We start from the raw sequence: 17,580 nt of genomic DNA on the forward strand, positions 1-17,580 counted from the left end.
GCCTCGGTGACGGAGGATGGAAATGCGGATTTGCATGATGGAAGGCCCGGTGGACCTGCAGCCCGCGGGCGCGACCTGGGAGGGGCTGGCCGAGCGTATCGTCGAGCTTGCGCCGGACTTGCTGGTGACCAACGAAATGCCGTTCGGTCCATGGCTGGCGGCGGATCCGGTCTACGACGCGGAGCGCGCCGCGGCCTCGGTGCGGCTCCATGAAGCCGGCCTGGCCGCGCTGGCCGCGCTGGGCGTGCCCGCCATCGTGTCGTCGCGGCCGGTTCCCGCTGGAGAACGGCTGGCCAACGAGGCCTTCGCCTTGCAGGACGGGCGCTACACCCGGTTGCATCACAAGCAATACTTCCCGGAAGAGCCGGGCTTCTTCGAGGCGACCTGGTTCCACCCCGCGTTCGAGGGCTTCGAGGTGTTCGAGGTGGGCGGCATCCGCCTGGGCGTGCAGCTGTGCACCGAGCTGATGTTCAACGAACATTCGCGCCGCTACGGGCGCGCCGGCGCCGAACTGATCGTGGTGCCGCGCGCCAGCGCCTTGTCCGTGGGCCGCTGGCTGACGGCCGGCGCCATGGCGGCGCTGGTGTCGGGGTGCTACGTGGTCAGTTCCAATCGCGCCGGACGCGCGCAGACGGGGCAGGTCTTCGGCGGCGCGGCGTTCGCGTTCCAGCCCGATGGCGAGCTGCTGGCGCGGACCGGCGATACCGAATCCATCGTGACGATCGAGGTCGATCCCGCCCGCTCGCGCGCGCAGCAGTCCTGCTATCCCTGCTACGTGCGCGAGTAGCGCGCCGCGTCGCCGCCCTTTCCTTTTCCAGCCTTCGGACAAGCTTCGGCGTCAGGGTCGGACGCATCGAAGCGCAGCCGCGAGAAGCTGGCGAGGCAGGCCAATGCGGCGCACAGGCCGCCCAGCCAGAGGGCCGCGACGGCGCCCTGCGTGCCGGACACGTTGAAACAGGCGGCCACCAGGGCCGCGCCCGAGGCCTGCCCCAGCAACCGCACGGTGCCGACCATGCCGCTGGCGCCGCCGGCGCGCGATGCCGGCGCCGACATCATGATGGCGCGCAGGTTGGGCGATTGGAAAAAGCCGAACCCGGCGCCGCACACGGCCATGCGCCAGGCGATGTCCCAGATGGGCGGATCGGCGGGCATCAGCGCCAGCAGCGCCATGCCGATCGCCATGAGCGCCAGGCCCACGCCGCCCAGCGCGCCCGCCGGATAGCGGTCGGACAAACGGCCCGCGATGGGCGCCATGAACGCCACCACCACCGGCCAGGGGGTGATCAGGAAGCCGGTCTCCACCTGGGTGTAGCCCAACGTGGTCTGCAGCAGGAAAGGCAGGGCGACGAACGCCAGGGCCTGGGCCGCGAATGCGCAGATGGCGGTGGCCGCCGACAGGGCGAACAGGGGGCGGCGCAGCAGGTCGACCGCGAGGATGGGGGCGGGATGGCCCGCCTGCCGCCGCATCAGCAGGCACAGGCTGGCCGCGGCGATGCCCCATTCCAGCGCCACGCGCGGCAGCGGGGCGCTGTGCGCGAGTTCGTTGGTTCCCAGCACGAACATGCTCAGCGTCAGGGCGCACAGCACCGCGGCCAGGCCGTCGAAGCCGTGCCGGGCCCGGGTGGTTTCGGGCAGGCCGCGCAGGGCCAATACGGCGCATACGATGCCGACGGGCACGTTGACCAGGAACAGCCAGTGCCAGTTCCCAAACAGAAGGATGGCCGAGGCGACGGTGGGCCCCGCCGCGAAGGACAGGCCCACCACCATGGCGTTCAGGCCCAGGCCGCGGCCCAGCAGGTGCGAGGGATAGATGAAGCGCAGCAGGGCGCCGTTGACGCTCATGAGGCCGGCCGCGCCCAGGCCTTGGAGGATACGCGAGGCGACCAGGGTGGGCAGCGATGGCGCCAGGCCGCTGGTCAGCGAGGACACGGTGTAGATGGCCAGCCCCACGATGTAGACGCGACGGTGGCCCAGGATCTCGCCCAGCGCGGCGGCCGGCAGCAGGGCCGCCACCATGGCCAGCTGGTAGCCGCTGATGACCCAGATGGACTGCGCGTCGCTGGCTCCCAGGTCGCGGGCGATGGTGGGCAGCGCCGTATTGGCGATGGCGGTGTCCAGGCTGGCCATGCACAGGGCCAGCATGACGGCCAGGAGCGCGCCCAGGCGTTCCGATGCCGGCAGGCCGACGCCGGCCGGGTAAACGGTATTGCGCGAAAACGTGAACATGAGTCTGGCGCGCCGCGAGGCGTCCGGATTGCGGACCGTGGGTCGTGACCGTCGATTCTACGGCACCCGGGAGCCCGGTCCGGCCGGGTCCGGCTGTCTATCTCGCATTGTGGACTCGCAGCCGTTCGGCCAGTTCGGCATAGCAGCGCCGCACCGCCGCGCGGGCCTGCGATTCCGGCGCGCGGGCCATCAGGCAGATGCGCCGCGTGAGCCGCGGGCGCTGCAGCGGCACGATGGCGAGCCCTTCCTGGCGCTGGCCCTGCGTGTACAGGCGCGAGATCAGCCCCACCCGCAGGCCCGCGCGCACCAGGCTGTACAGCGTATCGGTGTAGTTCAGCGTGTCGGTCGCGGCCAGGTCCGACCCTTGCTGGCGCAGCGTGGATACGATCATTTCGTAGGTGCTGCCGCGCGACAGCACGGCCAGCGGTTCCGCCTTCAGGTCCTGCCAGGTGAGCGCCTGGCGCCGCGACAGGCGGTGGCTGTCGGCCAGCACCGCCACCAGTTCGTCCTCGGCCACGAAGGCGGCGGCCAGGCCGGGCGTCAGGCCGAAGTCCAGGCCCAGGCCGACATCCAGTTCGCCGTTGCCCAGCGCGGCCATCAATTCGTCATTGAGGTGGTCGCTGAGGATGAGGGCGATATCGGGATTGCGCAGGCGCCACTGGGCCACCACGGGGGCGAGCAGGTGCATGGTGGACGGGATGCAGCCGACGCGCACGGTGGCGGCCTGGGTGTCGAGCAGGCGCCTCAGGTCGTCGGCGCCCTGGGTATAGCTGTTGAGCAGCCACTCGATCTGGGCGCGGGCCGCCAGGCCGGCGGGCGTCAGCCGCACGTGGTGCGTGCTGCGCTCGAACAGCGCCACGCCCATCAGCGCTTCCAGCTCGCGGATGGCGGCCGACAGCGCGGGCTGGCTCAGCGCCAGCGCCTGGGCGGCGCGGCTGAAGCTGGCATGGCGCGCCACTTCCTTGAAGCCGCGCAGCTGCCGCAGCGTGGGCTGGCGCGCCGGGGCGGGCGGGGCGTCCGGCGGGGAAGGCTTGGTCATAGATTTACCTGATGAATCTATAAAAATATAACATTTCAGTTATTACCGGGATCTGAGTAGGATGGCGCCGTCGCCCTCCTCCGCGCCGCCTGCCCGGCGCGCGCGTCCGTCCGTTCCGACCGTTCCCGCCATGTTCAAACGCCTGTTCCTGTCCGTCTCCGCGCTGGCGGCCGCGCTGTGCGTCGCCCCGGCCACCGCCGCCGACGCCGCCTGGCCCGAGGCCAAGCCCCTGACCCTGATCGTGCCGTTCAGCCCGGGCGGCAACGTCGACACCACCGCCCGGCTGGTGGCGCAGAAACTGGCGGATCGGCTCAAGCAGTCGGTCATCGTGGACAACGTGGCCGGCGCCGGCGGCGTGCTGGGCGTGGCCAAGGCCGCGCATGCCAAGCCGGACGGCTACACGCTGGTGATGGGGTTCGACGGCCCCATCAGCGTGGCGCGGCTGATCAATTCCGCGGTGAAGTACGACGCCGAGACCGACCTGGTCCCGGTCGCCCTGGTGACCACCGCGCCCGTTGTGCTGCTGGCCCGTCCCGGCCTGCCGGTCAAGGACATGGGCGAGCTCATCGCGCTGGCCCGCGAAAAACCCGACACGCTGACCTATGCCTCCTCGGGCGTGGGCACCGTGCTGCACCTGGCGATGGAAGTGATGCAGGACCAGGCCAAGGTCAAGCTGGTGCACGTGCCCTACCGGGGCGGCGCCCAGATCACCAACGACGTCATGGGCGGCCAGGTGGACCTGGGCCTGCTCGTGACCACCAGCGCCACGCCGCTGGTGCAGCAGAAGAAGCTGCATGCGCTGGGCGTGACCTCGGCCGCGCGCGTCGATACCTTGCCGGACGTGCAGGCGTTCGCCGAGACGCCGGCGCTCAAGGGCTTCGAACTGAATACCTGGACCGGCGTGTTCGCCCCGGCGGGCACCGACCCCGCCGTGGTGGCGCGCCTGAACCAGGAATTGAACGCGGTGCTGAAGATGGACGAAGTGCAAAAGCGCCTGGCCGAAGGCGGCGCCATCGCCGGCCAGGGCGCGCCGCGCGATTTCGCCGCTTTCCTGAAGAAGGAAAAGGCCCTGTACGCCCACATCGTGAAGAGCGCCAACATCCAGCAGGAATAGGAAGACCAGGAGGATCCCGCCATGAAGCTGTCCGCACTCGGCCCCGTGCTGCCCGAAATCCAGGCCATCCAGGATGAAATGGTGGCCTTGCGCCATCGCATCCACGCCAACCCCGAACTGGCCTACGAGGAAGTCGCCACCGGCGACCTGGTGGCGCAGCAGCTGGCCGCGTGGGGCTACGAGGTGCACCGCGGCCTGGGCACGACCGGCGTGGTCGGCACGTTGCGGCGCGGCGCCGGCGCGCGCCGGCTGGGGCTGCGGGCCGACATGGATGCCCTGCCCATCCACGAAACCACCGGCCTGTCCTACGCCAGCCGCAATCCCGGGAAGATGCACGCCTGCGGCCACGACGGACACACCGCCACCCTGCTGGCCGCCGCCCGCGCCCTGGCCGAGCGCGGCCGCTTCGACGGCACGCTGCACCTGATTTTCCAGCCCGCCGAGGAAGGCCACGGCGGCGCGCAGAAGATGATCGCCGACGGCCTGTTCGAGCGCTTCCCCTGCGATGCGGTCTACGCTTTCCACAACGAGCCCGGCTATCCGGCCGGCCATTTCGGTTTCCGCGGCGGCGTGATGTACAGCTCGTCCGATACGGTGGTGCTGACGGTCAGCGGCGTCGGCGGCCATGGCGCCATGCCGCACGTGGCGGTGGATCCCATCGTGGCCGCGGCCAGCATCGTGCTGGCCTTGCAGACCATCGTGTCGCGCGAGATCGATCCCAACGACATGGCGGTGGTGACCATCGGCGCCATCCACGGGGGCGACGCGCCCAACGTGATCCCGAAGTCGGTGGAACTGCGCCTCACGGTGCGCGCGCGCCGCCCCGAGACGCGCGCGCTGCTGCGCGAGCGCATCACGGCGATCGCCACCGCGCAGGCGGCGGTGCATCGCGCCACCGTCGAGGTGGATTACCGCTGGCGCTATCCGCCGGTGGTGAACGACCGCGCCGCGACGGCGTTCGCGGCGGACGTGGCGCGCGGCTGGCTGGGCGCGGACCTGCTCATCCCCGATCTCGAACCGCTGCAGGCCAGCGACGATTTCGCCTTCATGCTGGAGGCGGTGCCGGGCAGCTACTTCATCGTCGGCAATGGCGAGGGGGAAGGCGGTTGCATGGTGCACAACCCCGACTACGATTTCAACGACGGCATTCTTCCGGTCACGGCCAGCTACTGGGTGACGCTGGCGGAGGCCTACCTCGCCGCCGGCGACCGTTCCACGCGCGACGCATGACCGCTTCTCACGATCCGATCCCCGCCGACGCTCCGGCCTTCGACGCCACCACCGGCTACTGGCAGGAGATCGTCGACGCCGGCGCGCTGTCGGTGCCGCTGGACCCGCCCTATTCCCGCGGCTACCCGGCAAGGCTGCCGGACGGCCGCTACCTGGTGCTGCCGCTGCGCGGCGTGCCGGGCGATGCGCAGCGCTGCGTGGCGTCGCTGATCGCCAACCATGCCGGCCTGGACGTGGTCGACGCGCTGGCGGGCTTCATGGCCCAGCGGGCGCGCCCCTTTGGCGCCGAGATGGTGGTGGGCCTGCCCACGCTGGGCCTGGCTTTCGCGCCGATGGTGGCGCGTGGCCTGGGATTCACGCGCTATGTGCCTTTCGGCTATTCGCGCAAATATTGGTACGACGAGAAGCTGGCCGTGCCGGTGCGTTCGCTGACCACGCCGGATGCCGGCAAGCTGCTGTACGTGGATCCCAACCTGGCGGGCAGCCTCGCCGGCCGCCGGGTGCTGGTGGTGGACGACGCCGTCAGCACGGGGCAGACGATGGTGTCGGCGCTGGAACTGCTGGCCCGCTGCGGGGCCGAGGTGGCGGGCATCGTCGTCGCCATGTGCCAGGGAGACCGCTGGCGCTCGCGCCTGGTGGACGCGCAAGGCGAGCCCATACCGGTGGCCTGCGCGTTCGAGTCTCCGCGCATGCGACGCGTGCCGGGCGGCTGGGCGCCGGAGGAATAGCCGGCGGCTACAGGGACTCGGGGTCCCGGCGCAGCGAAAAGCCCTGCGCCTCGTTCATCGCGAGGTAGCTGACGTTGCGCGACACCACGGGCGGCTTGTCGCCGGCGTGCAGCGCGCGCACCTTGTCCAGCACCATTTTGTCGGCCAGCGTCATGCGGTCGATCATCCGCAGGTACTGCATCCAGCTTTCCACCAGGAATACCTCGCGCCAGATTCCCTCGCGCTCCAGGTCGCGGAACAGCTGCCATTGCTGCGCGCCGTTGCGCAGCCGCAGCAGGCGCAGGGGGCGCGCGGCATGGATCAGCGCGGCCAGCTTGTCGCGTTCGATCTGGTATTCCACCGCGACCAGCACGGCGCCGTGCTGGGTATTGAAGCCGGCGTCGGCCAGCGCCGGCTCGGCGCTGTCGGCGCGAGCGAGGGATTGCGCGTCCACGTGTTCGGGCAGGCGCGACCGGTACAGGAGGGCCACGGTAATGCCCAGCATGATGCCGGCGGCGGCCAGCGCGCCGGAGACGCCCATGGTTTCGGCGAAATGGCCCCACATGAACGAGCCCGCCGCCAGGCCGCCGAAAATGGCCGTCTGGTACAGCGCCAGCGCGCGCGCCTTGACCCAGTCCGGCACCAGCATCTGGACGGTGGTGTTGTAGGTGGCCAGCACGCCGATCCAGCAGCTGCCCGACAGCAGCAGGGCCGGAAACGCGTCCCACAGCGAATCGGCCAGGCCCAGCGCCAGCAGGCAGGCGGCCAGCAGGCCCGCGGCCACGCTCACCAGGCCGCTGGCGCCCCAGGCCGCCTGCACCCGCCGCACCACGGCGCTGCCGAGAATGGCGCCCAGGCCCAGCGCGCCCAGCATGTAGCCGTACAGCAGCGCGCTGCCCCCTTCGTGCTCGTGGGCCAGGAGCGGCAGCAGCGCCCAGAGCGCGCTGGCCGACAGGCCGAAGGCGAAGGACCGCAGCATCACGACGCGGGTCACGGTGGAGTGCTGCGTATAGCGCAGCGCCGCCACCACTCCTTCGAAGATGCCTTCGGGCGGCAGCCGGCGCACGGGCAGGTCGCGATTCCAGCGCCAGATCGCCCAGATCAGGCTGCCGTAGCAGAAGCAGTTCAGCAGGAAGACCCAGGGCGCGCCCATCGCGCCCAGCAGCAGGCCGCCGATGGCCGGCCCGACGGCGCGCGCCACGTTGAAGTTGACGCTGTTGAGCAGCACCGCGCTGCCCACGTGGGCGCGCGGCACCTGTTCGCCCACGGCGGCCTGCCAGGCGGGCGTGACGATGGCGCTGCCGATGGCGATGCAGAAAACCGAGGCGATCAGCGTAATGGGATGGAGCAGGCCCGCGAAGGCGAGCACGGTGATGAACACGCCGCCCGTCAGCTCCAGCAGCATGCCGGTCAGCATCACCTTGCGCCGGTCGTAATTGTCGGCCAGCACGCCCGTCAGGATGGACAGCGCCACCAGCGGAAAGGCGGCGGCCACCTGGATCATGGCGACCATCAGCGGGCTGCTTTGCTCGGTGGTGATGATCCAGGCCGCGGCCACGGATTGCGCCCAGGTGCCCAGGTTGGCGAACAGGTTCGCGATCCAGATGATGCGGAACGCGGGAAAGGCAAAGGGGGAAAGCGTGCTCACCTGCAGGACGGGAGCGGGGGCGGCCGGCGCGTCCGGGGGCAGATCGTTCGTGGCCGAAACGGGTTGCAGCATGGGGATGGGGGCAAGGCGCCCGGTGGCGCCCCGGCGGGCAGTCTGGGTCGGGTAATGGTACGCCTAAGCGGGGGTAAGGTGGGCGCCTCGCGCAGGCGCGGATGCGCCCCGGCGCGGCAGGGGCGGAAGGTCGCGGCCGGGGCGGTTTGGAGCCCGCGCCGCGCTAGGGCTTGGCGGCGCTGGCAGCGGGCGGCGCGGGCGGATAGGCGTGGTTCAGGTATTCCACGATCAGCGGGATCTGCTCTGCCGGAATGGGGGCGCCGTAGGTGCCCACCATTTTCTTCACTTCCGCATCCCAGAAGCCCGGCGGCATCGGCGGCTGCGATGACACGTAGTCCACCGAATGGCACATCAGGCACAGGGATGCGGCCTGCGCGCCAGGGCCGGCGCGCAGCTTGGCGGTTTCCTGGGGAAGCGTGATTTCCAGGGCCTGGGCCGCGGGGGCCAGGCCGGCGGCGGCCAGCGCGAGCGCCGGCGCCCAACGACGAATGTGGCGGATCATGGCGGGCTCCTCAGGCGGCGGTGACGCGGATGGTTTCGACCACGTTGCGCATATAGCCGGCCGGATTCCACAGCGGCTCCAGCGGCTGGGTGTCGCCCGCCATATTGGTGGCGCGGACTTTCAGCTCGTAGTCGCCGGCATTCTTCGGCGTGAACTCGGCATGCCATTCGCGGAACGAATAGCGGCCCAGGTCCTTGCCCAGGGCGGCCGCGTGCCAGGTCTTGCCGCCGTCGGACGAGAACTGGACGTCGCGGATGCCCTTGCCGCCGTCGAATGCGATGCCGCGCACTTCCACGCGGCTGCCCCGGGCGACCCGCGCGCCTTCGGTCAGGCTGGTGATGAAGCTGCGCACGTTGTAGCGGCCGATGGGGCGCGTTTTTTCCGGCGCCTTGCCCGGAGGGGTGCAGGCGCAATCGTTGTCCGGGATGCGATAGGCTTTCTGCATCCAGAAGCCGTCGAATTCCTTGTCCAGCACCTTGATGTCGGCCAGGTGCTTGACCCAGTAGGTGCCGTAGTACCCGGGGACGACCAGGCGGACCGGGTAGCCGTTGAGCATGGGCAGGTCGGCGCCGTTCATGGCGTAGGCCAGCATGACCTCGCCATCCATCGCGTGGGCGGTGTCCAGCGCCTTGACGAACTCCGGCGTGCCCGGAAGCACCGGGCGGTCCATGCCTTCGAAAGTCACCTGCCGCGCGCCGGCGCCGATGCCGGCCCGCTCCAGGATGCGTTTGAGCGGGATGCCGACCCAGCGGGCGTTGCCCATGGCGCCGTTGCCCGATTGCCCGCCGCCCACGCGCGGCAGGAAGAAGCCGCGGCTGTTGCCCGAGCATTGGGTGACGGCCACCAGCTCCACCGGCTTGCCGAACTGCTGCTTCAGGTCGGACAGCGAGAGTTCCAGCGGCTTGTCCACCAGTCCGCTCACGCGGATGCGGTAGGCGTTCAGGTCGATCGAGGTGGGGATGTTGCCCAGGTGATAGCGCACGAAGAAGGCGTCGTTGGGCGTGATGACGTCGTCGTTGAAGACCTGGAACGGGGTTTCCAGCTGCGGCGGGCGGGAGGTCTGCCGGATCATGGCCCGCTTTTGCGGGTAGGCGATCAGGTCGCGCTCGCCGTTCGCGAAGGGCAGCGTAACGGTGGCGGGCGCCGCCAGGCTCGTCAGCGCGTGGCCGGCCAGCGTGCCGGTCGCGCCGAGGGTACAGGCCTGGCGCAGGAAGCGCCGGCGCCCATTCGTGTCGAATGTGCTCATCCTCGTGTCTCCTCTTTCTTATCGCGGGCCGTGCTCGCGGCGTATGGAGACGAGGCTAAGCGCCTGGGCCTGACAAATGCGTTAATGTCCGCGCTGGCCGTTCCAATATCCGCGTTTTCCGTCACGATGACCCTGAGCTTCGATCCACGCGCCTTTGCCGCGCTGCTGGCCGTAACCGCGCTGGAAGCGCTGATCGCCACCCTGGGCGCGCCCTATCCCCTGTTGCGGGGATTCGTAGGCGATGTGGTGGCGGTGGGGTGGGCGTACCTGGCCTACCGCAGCGTCATCCGCGCGGACGTGCTGCCGCTGGCGGTCGCGGCGCTGCTGACGGGGTATGCGGTGGAACTGGGCCAATACCTGGCCCGGCATTTCGGCTGGCGGCTGGAGCAGCCGCTGCTGCGCATCGTGCTGGGCAGCGTGCCCGACTGGTGGGACATGCTGGCCTACACCCTGGGGTTCGGGCTGGTGTTGGCGCTGGCCGCCTGGAACCGGCGGCGGCGCCCGGTCGCGCGCGCCGCCTAGGCGCGCATCGATCCCGGCCCGGCCGCCATCCGGGATTCAGCCTGCCTGGCAGACCGCCGCGTCATCGCGCTGCGGCGCGACCGGCGTCGTCGCGCGCAGGGGCTGGAGCCGCGCGTTGCGGAACGGCGCGAAACACTCGGACCACGACGACGGGAACAAAGGGGTGGCGTGGCGCACGGCGTCGCGGCGGGCGTAATGCGTCAACAGCTGCTGGCCGATCGGGGCATCTCCAAGGGGGTGGCGGGTGTTCATGGTATTTCCGTATTGCATTGAAAGTGTATTCAGTGTACCAGCGTTAGCCCCCAGGTGCCAGTGCCTCCCTATACGCGCCAAGTGCTTGATCTGTATGAGACTGTCCCTGTTTATCGATGCTTTCTCCGGGATTGCCCTAGCAGTCCAAAAGAGTAGACGGTATACAATGTGCATCATGCCCGGGCTAAGACAAGCCTGGAATCCTCCCTACCGGACCTGGAGCGCGCCATGGCTGAACTGATGAACCGAGATGAATTCCGCACCGCGTTGGAAAACGCGATCAAGGGCAAGAGCGCCAATGCCTCGCCTTTTTCGATTGCCTGGGCAGAAGGCAAGCTCAGCCGCCAGCATCTGCAGCGCTGGGCCGAGAACCACTACCACTACGTCGGCCCCTTCGCCGACTATCTCGGCTACCTGTATGCCCGTACGCCCGATACCTATACCGAGGCCAAGGACTTCCTGCTGGCCAATATGTATGAAGAGGAAATCGGCGGCGACCGCCACACCGACCTGCTGATCCGCTTTGCCGAGGCCTGCGGCACCACGCGCGAGCGGGTGGTCAATCCCGACAATATGTCGCCCACCACGCGCGCCCTGCAGAGCTGGTGCTACGCGGTGGCCATGCGCGAAGATCCCATCGTGGCCGTGGCCGGGCTGGTGGTCGGCCTGGAATCGCAAGTGCCCTCCATTTACCGCAAGCAGACGCCGACGCTGCGCGACAAGTACGGCTTCACCGACGAGGAAGTGGAGTTTTTCGATCTGCACATCGTGTCCGACGAGATCCACGGCGAACGCGGCTACCAGATCGTGCTGGAACACGCCGACACGGTGGACCTGCAGCAGCGCTGCCTGAAGATCTGCGAAATCGGCGCGCAGATGCGCCTGCTCTACACCACGGCGCTCTATACCGACTACGTGCAGAACGACATCGCGCTGCCCGAACTGGGCCTCGCCGCCTGATTCCCGGCGCGGCCGCCCGGCAGCCCGCCGGACGGCCGCAACGACGACCGCGCCTGGCCAGATCGCCGCTTGCCGGCCTCTGCGAGGCTTTATTCCGTATCGACAGGCCCTGTAGAACCATGCCTACCGTTGTGTTTCATAAAGGCGGCCAGACCTACACCGACGTGGTGAAGGACAACACCAACCTGGTGGTGCGGGCCGGCATCAAGCAGTTCCCGTATCCGCATCTGCGCTACGAGTGCGGCATGGGCAAGTGCGCCAAGTGCGCCTGCCGCGTGCTGGCGGGGGCCGAGCACCTGCCTCCGGTGAACTGGAAGGAAAAGAAGCAGCTGGGCGACCGCGTCGACCAGGGCTACCGGCTGGCCTGCCAGCTGTGGCTCAACAGCGATATCGAGTTGACCCAGGACGTGGAGGCGTAGCGGCGATGGACCCGGTATATGTCATCCTGACCACCAAGCCCGGCGTGTTCCGCACGGAAACCGGCGAAGGGGTCGATATCATCGAAACCTACGACTACGTGTTCTACGGCCGCGCGCTGGCGGAATACCGCATCGCCCGGCTGCACGGCGAGACCCGGCTGATCGTCACCGAAGAGACCCCGCCGTACGTGGTGAACCGCGTGCCGTCCAAATTCCTGGAGAAGTTCGACTCGGTCGAGGCGGCGCGCAAGGAGCTTGCCCACCTCACGCGCTTCGGCAGCATGGAATCGACCTTGACGCTGCGCCCCGGCGCCGGCGCCGCGGAGCACTGAACACCATGGTCCAGATCACATTCATCTCCAACGGCGGCATGGTCGCCACCGCGCCCGAGAACAGCAACCTGCTGCGCGTGTCGCTCAAGGAAAAGGGCGGGATCCCGTTCAAGTGCGGGGGCGGCCTGTGCGGAACCTGCAAGTGCCGCATCGAAGAGGGGCTGGAAAACACCGATGCCATCAAGCCCAAGGAGCGCAAGCACCTGCGTCCCGAGGATTTCGAGGCCGGCTACCGCATGGCCTGCCAGACCTTCGTGAACGGCGACATCAAGGTGTCGTGGGTGGTCCGCAACGGCAAGGGCGTGGTGGTGGGCGAGCCCGCCGACCCCGTGCAGGCCGGAACCTGAAGGCCGCGCCGGATCACGCCACGGAGGCGTGCTGCGCCTGTTGCGCTTCGGTGTAGGCCTTGGCGGCGTTGTGCACGTGCTGGCTGGCCAGCAGGGCGGCCAGGTCGCCGTTGCCGGCGATGACGGCGTTCAGGATCTGCGAGTGCTCGTCCCAATTCTGCTTGGCGCGGCGCATATTGCTGGGCGCGAACAGCAGCGCCGTGCGGTCGCGCAGCGAACGCATCAGGTCGGTCAGCACCACGTTGCCGCCGATGGTGGCGAGCATCTCGTGGAACTGCGAGTTCAGGGCGAGGAATTTGTCCAGCTGCTCGCTGCGGGCGGCCTCCGTGCCTTCGCGCAGGAAGGCCTGCAGGCGTTCCACCGTTTTCTCGTCGCGGCGCTGCGCCGCGAGCTTGGCATTCAGCCCTTCCAGGGTGGCGCGCACCTCGACCATGTCGTAGGCGACCGCGTCGGAAAGCACCGATACCGATGCGCCGCGCCGGGGCTCGATGGTGACCAGCCCTTCCGCGGCCAGCGCGCGCAGCGCCTCGCGCACCGGAATGCGCGACACGCCCATTTCCTCGGACAGGCGCCCTTCGACCAGGCGGTCGCCGGGCGTGAATTCGCCGCTCAGGATGCGTTCGCGCAGCTTGTCGCGGATCACGGCAAACAACTGCGGGTGCTGCTCGCCGATCTTCAGCGAAGCGGAATGCTGCGTGGCTACAGCTTGCGGGCTGACGGGAGTAGTGGTCATGGCGAGCACGTTTGGCGTAATGGATACAGTCTCCATTGTATTACCGGGTGTAGCCGAATGCCGGCCGGGGCGGCTGGCATCAGCCGCCCCAGAACGCCTTGGCCAGCACACCCAGCGCGCCCAGGGCGCAAACCGCCAGCAGCACGCCGCGCACTGCGCGCGGAGGCAGCCGATGGCGCAGCCGGTTGGAGACCGCGAAACCGGCCAGCAGGAACGGCGCCAGGCTGAGGGCCAGCCCGGCGTGGTACGCCGTATAGCGATTCGCCAGCGCCAGCATGGCGAGCGAAAAAATGGATCCCAGGAACAGCACCATGCCCAGCGTGGCGCGCAGCCGCGGCGGCGCGGCGTGCTGCATCACGATGGCGATCGGCGGCGCGCCGACGGAGGTCATGGTGCCCATGATGCCCGAGGCCACGCCGGCGCCCGACACGCGCCCCGGCGTCGCGGAAAAACGCAGGCCGGCGGCGCTAATCCCGACGGCCGCCAGGATCAGGCAGGCGAACAGCACGCCCAGCGCCTGCGGGGCGAAACGCGTCATGGCATAGATGGCGATCAGCGTGCCCAGGGCGCGCCCGGCCAGGGCGTAGGACACGGCCGGCCAGTCGATGGCGGCACGCTCGCGCAGCGCGGTCAGCAGGGAGATGCAGCCGCCCAGCGTCAACAGGGGGCCGGGCGCCAGCTGCGGGAAGAACATGGCGGCCACCGGCGCGGCGAACATGGCGAAGCCCACGCCGCCCACGCCCTGCGCGATCGCGGCGCCGAATACGACGACGGCCATGGTGGCGTACTGCAGAAGGTCGGGGTACGGCAGGGAGGATGTCATGCCTGGATCATGCTTTTTATGTATACGGTAGTCTATCCATGATTCGGCAGATTTTGCCAGTACCCTTGAAAATCTAGGGTAATCCCCTGATTTTTTGACATTATTCAAGGATTTTTCAGAATTATCGGTTTCCCTAGGCGGTGCATATTTTGATTGGTATGGCGTGAAACGAAATATAGTATACCGAGTGTGGCGATCCAACAGCCACGCATACAAGGGGAATCACGCATGCAATCGGACGTAGTGCTCAACGCCGCTCATTGGATGTACCTGTTCAGCGTGGCCGCCATCATCCTGACGATGATCCTGCGGGCCAACGTGGTGGTGCCATCGGTCATCGGCACCTTCCTGGTGGTGTTCGCCATCACCGGCAACCCGGTCAGCGCGCTGATAGGCATCTTCTCGGCCAGCTTCGTGGCCGCCAAGGAGCTCTTCAATATCTTCCTGGTGATCACGTTCATGACGGCGCTGCTCAACGCGCTCAAGACGCTGCAGGCGGACGTGCGCATGGTGCAGCCCTTTCGCCGCGTGATGCGGGGCGGGCATTCCTCCTTCGCGATCATCGCCCTCTGTACCTACGTGATCTCCTTGTTCTTCTGGCCCACCCCGGCGGTGCCGCTGGTGTCCGCCATCCTGCTGCCGGCGGCCATCGCCGCCGGCCTGCCGCCGCTGGCGGGCGCCATGGCCATCGCCATCGCCGGCCAGGGCATGGCCCTGTCCTCGGACTACGTGATCGGGGTGGCGCCCAGCATCAGCGCCAAGGCGGCGGGGGCGGCGGTCAGCGCCGCCGTCGTGGCCGACCGCGCCCTCGTGCTGTCGCTGATCACCGGCGGCGTGGCGCTGGTGGTCGCCTATCTGCTGGTCCGCAAGCACATCGTGTCCGCCGATCCGGCGCTGCTGTCCGCCTGGCAGGCGCGCGCGCAGGACGGCAGCCTGGCCCGCATCGAGCAATCCGGATCCTTCGACAAGGCGGAACTGGCCCGCGGCACCATGGGCGCCGATCCGGCCCTGCCGCGCGAACCGGAACTGAGCGAGGAGGAGCGGCGCCGCGTGCGCTGGTCCAAGACCTTCGCCGTCGTGACGCCGCTGGCCTTCCTGGGCGTGATCGCCGTGATGGTGCTGCCGCGCCTGTTCCCGTCCCTGCCGGCCCTGCGCGGCGGCGACGCGGCGGCGCTGGTGGGCGGGGTGGCTTTCGTCGTGATGATGCTGGTCACGCTGGCGGCGGAAGGGCCCCGCAAGATGCTGGACGTCTGTCCGGAGCACGTCACCGACGGGTTCGTGTTCGCTTTCAAGGCCATGGGCTCGGTGCTGCCGATCGCGGGCTTCTTCTTCGTGGGCGCCAACGAGACCGCCGCGCAGATCCTGGGCGTGCCGCAGGCGCAGGCGCCGGGGCTGCTGTTCGAGGTGATTTCGGCCGGACAGCACCTGATCCCGGAAAACCATTTCCTGGTGGCCTTCGGCGTGCTGCTGGTGGGCATGATCACCGGCATCGACGGCTCGGGCTTCGCCGGCCTGCCGTTGACCGGCACCCTGTCCGGCGCCCTGGGCCCGGTGGTGGGCGTGGATCCGGCGACGCTGGCGGCCGTCGGGCAGATGGGCGCGGTGTGGACGGGCGGCGGCACGCTGATCGCCTGGTCTTCGCTGATCGCGGTGGCCGGCTTCGCCCGGGTCAACGTGCTGTCCCTGGTGCGCGCCCTGCTGCTGCCGGTATTGCTGGCGCTGTTCATCTCGACGATCTGCGCCGTGCTGATCTGGAGCTGAGCCCGGCGGGCCCTGCCGCCGCCGCGAAGGGTCCCTGCGGGGGCCCTTCGCGCTTGCGGGGCGACCGGGGGTTTTTACGTATCGCTCCATATTGATTAAAGTATACAATGTTCATAAGCCGACCCGTCGCCTCCAGGGCGGCACGCCTGGCATAGCCAAAGGAAGCGCTCCCGTGGACGATCTCTCGCAGCAAACATTCCTGAACCGCATCGGCGGCAGCTGGGTGCCCAGCGCCACCGGCAAGACAGCGCCCAACGTCAATCCCGCGGACACCGCGGACATCGTCGGCCGCTTCCAGGTGTCTGACGCCGCCGATGCGCGCCAGGCCGTGGACGCGGCGCAGGCCGCCTTCGCCAGCTGGCGCGATACCCCGATTTCCAAGCGCGCCGCCATCCTGTTCCGGGCCGCCCAATACCTGGAAGACCGCGCGGGCGACATCGCGCGCGAACTGACGCGCGAGGAAGGCAAGAACCTGAGCCTGGCCAAGGACGAAGTGCTGCGTTCCGCGCAGACGATCCGCTTCTACGCCGTGGAAGGCCAGTCCTTTACGGGCGAAACCTATCCCAACGACGATCCGGACATGGTGGTCTACAGCCAGCGCGAGCCGCTGGGTGTGGTGACGGTGATTTCGCCCTGGAACTTCCCCATTTCCATCCCGGCCCGCAAGATCGCCCCGGCGTTGATCGCCGGCAATACCGTGGTGTTCAAGCCGTCCTCGGACGCGCCCCTGTCGGGCTATCGCCTGACCGAAGCCTTCATCGAGGCCGGCCTGCCCGCCGGCGTGCTGAATTTCCTGACCGGGCCGGCGGGCGCCGTCGGCGAAGCGATCACCGGCGCGCCCGCGGTGCGCGCGATTTCGTTCACCGGTTCCACCGCCGCGGGCGAGCAGATCCACCGGACCGCCGGGCTGACCACGCGCACGCAGATGGAGCTGGGCGGGAAGAACCCGCTGATCGTCCTGGCGGACGCTGACCTGGATCGCGCGGTGGATCTGGCCGTGAAGGGCGGTTTTTCGCTCAGCGGCCAGGCGTGCACCGGCACCAGCCGGGTCCTGGTGGACAAGCGCGTGCGCCAGGATTTCACCGACCGGCTGCTGGCCCGGATGAAGGCGCTGACCATCGGCAACGGCATGGACGGCAATTTCGACCTGGGCCCGCTGGCCACGGCCAAGCAACTGGACAGCGTGCTGGGCTACGTGGCCCTGGGCAAGCAAGAGGCCACCCACCTGTACGGCGGAGACCGTCTGTCGGGAGAGGGGTTCGACCGCGGCTACTACGTCTCTCCCGCGCTGTTCACCGGCGTCACGCAGCAGATGCGGATCGCGCGGGAAGAGATTTTCGGGCCGGTGATCGCGCTGATCGAGGTCGACGGCTATGACGACGCGATCGCGAAGGCCAACGATACCGAATACGGCCTGGCTGCCGCCATCGCCACCTCCGACGCGCGCTATGCGCACCGCTTCGCCCGCGACATCCAGGCGGGCACGGTGAAGATCAACCGCACCACCACCGGCAACCTGATCAACGCGCCGTTCGGCGGGCTCAAGCATTCCAGCACGTCCACGTTCCGCGAATCGGGGCGCGCGGGACTGGAGTTCTATACGCAGATAAAGACCGTCTACCGCGCGGGCTGAAACCCCGCGGTCGC

19 protein-coding genes are annotated in these 17,580 nt (G+C 68.8%); 11 read left to right on the top strand and 8 right to left on the bottom strand.

The window, feature by feature from the left end; all coding sequences use genetic code 11:
- Positions 1 to 16 precede the first annotated feature (16 nt).
- Positions 17 to 787: a carbon-nitrogen hydrolase family protein gene (locus ADE01S_RS10535; protein WP_242663459.1), complete on the top strand. Its 771-nt coding sequence runs from the start codon at positions 17 to 19 to the stop codon at positions 785 to 787.
- Here ADE01S_RS10535 and ADE01S_RS10540 read toward each other — a convergent pair.
- Both ADE01S_RS10540 and ADE01S_RS10545 read right to left on the bottom strand, forming a co-directional pair.
- Positions 772 to 2,226 carry an MFS transporter gene (locus tag ADE01S_RS10540; protein ID WP_062681649.1) on the bottom strand — a complete coding sequence of 485 codons (1,455 nt, stop codon included), beginning with the start codon at positions 2,224 to 2,226 and terminating at the stop codon, positions 772 to 774. The two genes, ADE01S_RS10535 and ADE01S_RS10540, sit on opposite strands and share 16 nt — an antisense overlap.
- 97 nt (positions 2,227 to 2,323) lie before the next feature.
- Entirely contained in the window at positions 2,324 to 3,265 is a 942-nt protein-coding gene (locus ADE01S_RS10545; RefSeq protein WP_062681650.1) for a LysR family transcriptional regulator, read from the bottom strand.
- Positions 3,266 to 3,395: 130 nt separating this feature from the next.
- Between ADE01S_RS10545 and ADE01S_RS10550 the strand changes: the two genes are divergently transcribed.
- The 3 genes from ADE01S_RS10550 to ADE01S_RS10560 are packed head-to-tail and all read left to right on the top strand — an operon-like array spanning position 3,396 to position 6,337.
- The gene (locus ADE01S_RS10550) at positions 3,396 to 4,379 is read left to right on the top strand and encodes a Bug family tripartite tricarboxylate transporter substrate binding protein (protein ID WP_062681651.1); all 984 of its coding nucleotides are present in this window, start codon (positions 3,396 to 3,398) and stop codon (positions 4,377 to 4,379) included.
- A 21-nt stretch (positions 4,380 to 4,400) separates the two neighbouring features.
- Positions 4,401 to 5,609, top strand: coding sequence for a M20 aminoacylase family protein (locus ADE01S_RS10555; RefSeq protein ID WP_062681652.1), 1,209 nt, complete (start codon positions 4,401 to 4,403; stop codon positions 5,607 to 5,609).
- Complete coding sequence (locus ADE01S_RS10560) at positions 5,606 to 6,337, top strand: phosphoribosyltransferase (RefSeq protein ID WP_062681653.1); 732 nt, start codon at positions 5,606 to 5,608, stop codon at positions 6,335 to 6,337. The genes ADE01S_RS10555 and ADE01S_RS10560 overlap by 4 nt, the downstream gene beginning before the upstream one ends.
- Positions 6,338 to 6,344: 7 nt before the next feature.
- On the opposite strand, the gene ADE01S_RS10565 is transcribed toward ADE01S_RS10560, so the two are convergent.
- The 3 genes from ADE01S_RS10565 to sorA all read right to left on the bottom strand — a co-directional run bounded on the left by ADE01S_RS10565 (position 6,345) and on the right by sorA (position 9,784).
- Complete coding sequence (locus ADE01S_RS10565) at positions 6,345 to 8,036, bottom strand: MFS transporter (RefSeq protein WP_062681654.1); 1,692 nt, start codon at positions 8,034 to 8,036, stop codon at positions 6,345 to 6,347.
- Positions 8,037 to 8,199: 163 nt separating this feature from the next.
- On the bottom strand, positions 8,200 to 8,538 hold the full coding sequence (gene sorB / locus ADE01S_RS10570) for a SorB family sulfite dehydrogenase c-type cytochrome subunit (RefSeq protein ID WP_062681655.1): 339 nt from the start codon (positions 8,536 to 8,538) through the stop codon (positions 8,200 to 8,202).
- 10 nt (positions 8,539 to 8,548) lie between these two features.
- On the bottom strand, positions 8,549 to 9,784 hold the full coding sequence (gene sorA, locus ADE01S_RS10575) for a SorA family sulfite dehydrogenase catalytic subunit (RefSeq protein ID WP_062681656.1): 1,236 nt from the start codon (positions 9,782 to 9,784) through the stop codon (positions 8,549 to 8,551).
- A gap of 126 nt (positions 9,785 to 9,910) precedes the next feature.
- Here sorA and ADE01S_RS10580 point away from each other — a divergent pair, with 126 nt between their 5' ends.
- Positions 9,911 to 10,306, top strand: coding sequence for a DUF2809 domain-containing protein (locus ADE01S_RS10580; RefSeq protein ID WP_062681782.1), 396 nt, complete (start codon positions 9,911 to 9,913; stop codon positions 10,304 to 10,306).
- A gap of 36 nt (positions 10,307 to 10,342) precedes the next feature.
- Here the strand turns inward: ADE01S_RS10580 and ADE01S_RS10585 are convergent, their stop codons facing one another.
- A complete protein-coding gene (locus ADE01S_RS10585) occupies positions 10,343 to 10,558 on the bottom strand; it encodes a hypothetical protein (RefSeq protein ID WP_062681657.1) in 216 nt (71 codons plus the stop codon).
- A 228-nt stretch (positions 10,559 to 10,786) separates the two neighbouring features.
- On the opposite strand from ADE01S_RS10585, the gene ADE01S_RS10590 reads away from it, so the two are divergent.
- From ADE01S_RS10590 to ADE01S_RS10605, 4 genes are all read left to right on the top strand, one after another.
- Positions 10,787 to 11,518 (top strand): iron-containing redox enzyme family protein, encoded by a 732-nt coding sequence (locus ADE01S_RS10590; protein WP_062681658.1) that lies wholly within the window; start codon positions 10,787 to 10,789, stop codon positions 11,516 to 11,518.
- 119 nt (positions 11,519 to 11,637) lie between these two features.
- On the top strand, positions 11,638 to 11,937 hold the full coding sequence (locus ADE01S_RS10595) for a 2Fe-2S iron-sulfur cluster-binding protein (protein WP_062681659.1): 300 nt from the start codon (positions 11,638 to 11,640) through the stop codon (positions 11,935 to 11,937).
- A gap of 5 nt (positions 11,938 to 11,942) precedes the next feature.
- Positions 11,943 to 12,269 (top strand): hypothetical protein, encoded by a 327-nt coding sequence (locus ADE01S_RS10600; protein ID WP_062681660.1) that lies wholly within the window; start codon positions 11,943 to 11,945, stop codon positions 12,267 to 12,269.
- Positions 12,266 to 12,616 (top strand): 2Fe-2S iron-sulfur cluster-binding protein, encoded by a 351-nt coding sequence (locus ADE01S_RS10605; RefSeq protein ID WP_062681661.1) that lies wholly within the window; start codon positions 12,266 to 12,268, stop codon positions 12,614 to 12,616. Before ADE01S_RS10600 ends, ADE01S_RS10605 begins: the two co-directional genes overlap by 4 nt.
- Before the next feature lie 13 nt (positions 12,617 to 12,629).
- Here ADE01S_RS10605 and ADE01S_RS10610 read toward each other — a convergent pair whose 3' ends face one another.
- The gene (locus ADE01S_RS10610; RefSeq protein ID WP_062681662.1) at positions 12,630 to 13,349 is read right to left on the bottom strand and encodes a GntR family transcriptional regulator; all 720 of its coding nucleotides are present in this window, start codon (positions 13,347 to 13,349) and stop codon (positions 12,630 to 12,632) included.
- Between the two features lie 79 nt (positions 13,350 to 13,428).
- A complete protein-coding gene (locus ADE01S_RS10615; protein WP_082775756.1) occupies positions 13,429 to 14,172 on the bottom strand; it encodes a sulfite exporter TauE/SafE family protein in 744 nt (247 codons plus the stop codon).
- A 228-nt stretch (positions 14,173 to 14,400) separates the two neighbouring features.
- Here ADE01S_RS10615 and ADE01S_RS10620 point away from each other — a divergent pair, with 228 nt between their 5' ends.
- Together ADE01S_RS10620 and ADE01S_RS10625 are read left to right on the top strand one after the other, a co-directional pair.
- Complete coding sequence (locus ADE01S_RS10620; RefSeq protein ID WP_062681663.1) at positions 14,401 to 15,933, top strand: hypothetical protein; 1,533 nt, start codon at positions 14,401 to 14,403, stop codon at positions 15,931 to 15,933.
- Between the two features lie 172 nt (positions 15,934 to 16,105).
- Positions 16,106 to 17,566: an aldehyde dehydrogenase family protein gene (locus ADE01S_RS10625; protein ID WP_062681664.1), complete on the top strand. Its 1,461-nt coding sequence runs from the start codon at positions 16,106 to 16,108 to the stop codon at positions 17,564 to 17,566.
- Positions 17,567 to 17,580: the final 14 nt, after the last annotated feature.

Origin of the sequence: Achromobacter denitrificans NBRC 15125 (assembly GCF_001571365.1) — a bacterium.
GTDB lineage: Bacteria > Pseudomonadota > Gammaproteobacteria > Burkholderiales > Burkholderiaceae_B > Achromobacter > Achromobacter denitrificans.

Bases quoted from the DNA above. Each gene is read 5' to 3' on its own strand.
- ADE01S_RS10535 (WP_242663459.1), top strand. From the start codon at position 17: ATGGAAATGCGGATTTGCATGATGGAAGGCCCGGTGGACCTGCAGCCC.
- ADE01S_RS10540 (WP_062681649.1), bottom strand. From the start codon at position 2,226: ATGTTCACGTTTTCGCGCAATACCGTTTACCCGGCCGGCGTCGGCCTG.
- ADE01S_RS10545 (WP_062681650.1), bottom strand. From the start codon at position 3,265: ATGACCAAGCCTTCCCCGCCGGACGCCCCGCCCGCCCCGGCGCGCCAG.
- ADE01S_RS10550 (WP_062681651.1), top strand. From the start codon at position 3,396: ATGTTCAAACGCCTGTTCCTGTCCGTCTCCGCGCTGGCGGCCGCGCTG.
- ADE01S_RS10555 (WP_062681652.1), top strand. From the start codon at position 4,401: ATGAAGCTGTCCGCACTCGGCCCCGTGCTGCCCGAAATCCAGGCCATC.
- ADE01S_RS10560 (WP_062681653.1), top strand. From the start codon at position 5,606: ATGACCGCTTCTCACGATCCGATCCCCGCCGACGCTCCGGCCTTCGAC.
- ADE01S_RS10565 (WP_062681654.1), bottom strand. From the start codon at position 8,036: ATGCTGCAACCCGTTTCGGCCACGAACGATCTGCCCCCGGACGCGCCG.
- sorB (WP_062681655.1), bottom strand. From the start codon at position 8,538: ATGATCCGCCACATTCGTCGTTGGGCGCCGGCGCTCGCGCTGGCCGCC.
- sorA (WP_062681656.1), bottom strand. From the start codon at position 9,784: ATGAGCACATTCGACACGAATGGGCGCCGGCGCTTCCTGCGCCAGGCC.
- ADE01S_RS10580 (WP_062681782.1), top strand. From the start codon at position 9,911: ATGACCCTGAGCTTCGATCCACGCGCCTTTGCCGCGCTGCTGGCCGTA.
- ADE01S_RS10585 (WP_062681657.1), bottom strand. From the start codon at position 10,558: ATGAACACCCGCCACCCCCTTGGAGATGCCCCGATCGGCCAGCAGCTG.
- ADE01S_RS10590 (WP_062681658.1), top strand. From the start codon at position 10,787: ATGGCTGAACTGATGAACCGAGATGAATTCCGCACCGCGTTGGAAAAC.
- ADE01S_RS10595 (WP_062681659.1), top strand. From the start codon at position 11,638: ATGCCTACCGTTGTGTTTCATAAAGGCGGCCAGACCTACACCGACGTG.
- ADE01S_RS10600 (WP_062681660.1), top strand. From the start codon at position 11,943: ATGGACCCGGTATATGTCATCCTGACCACCAAGCCCGGCGTGTTCCGC.
- ADE01S_RS10610 (WP_062681662.1), bottom strand. From the start codon at position 13,349: ATGACCACTACTCCCGTCAGCCCGCAAGCTGTAGCCACGCAGCATTCC.
- ADE01S_RS10615 (WP_082775756.1), bottom strand. From the start codon at position 14,172: ATGACATCCTCCCTGCCGTACCCCGACCTTCTGCAGTACGCCACCATG.
- ADE01S_RS10620 (WP_062681663.1), top strand. From the start codon at position 14,401: ATGCAATCGGACGTAGTGCTCAACGCCGCTCATTGGATGTACCTGTTC.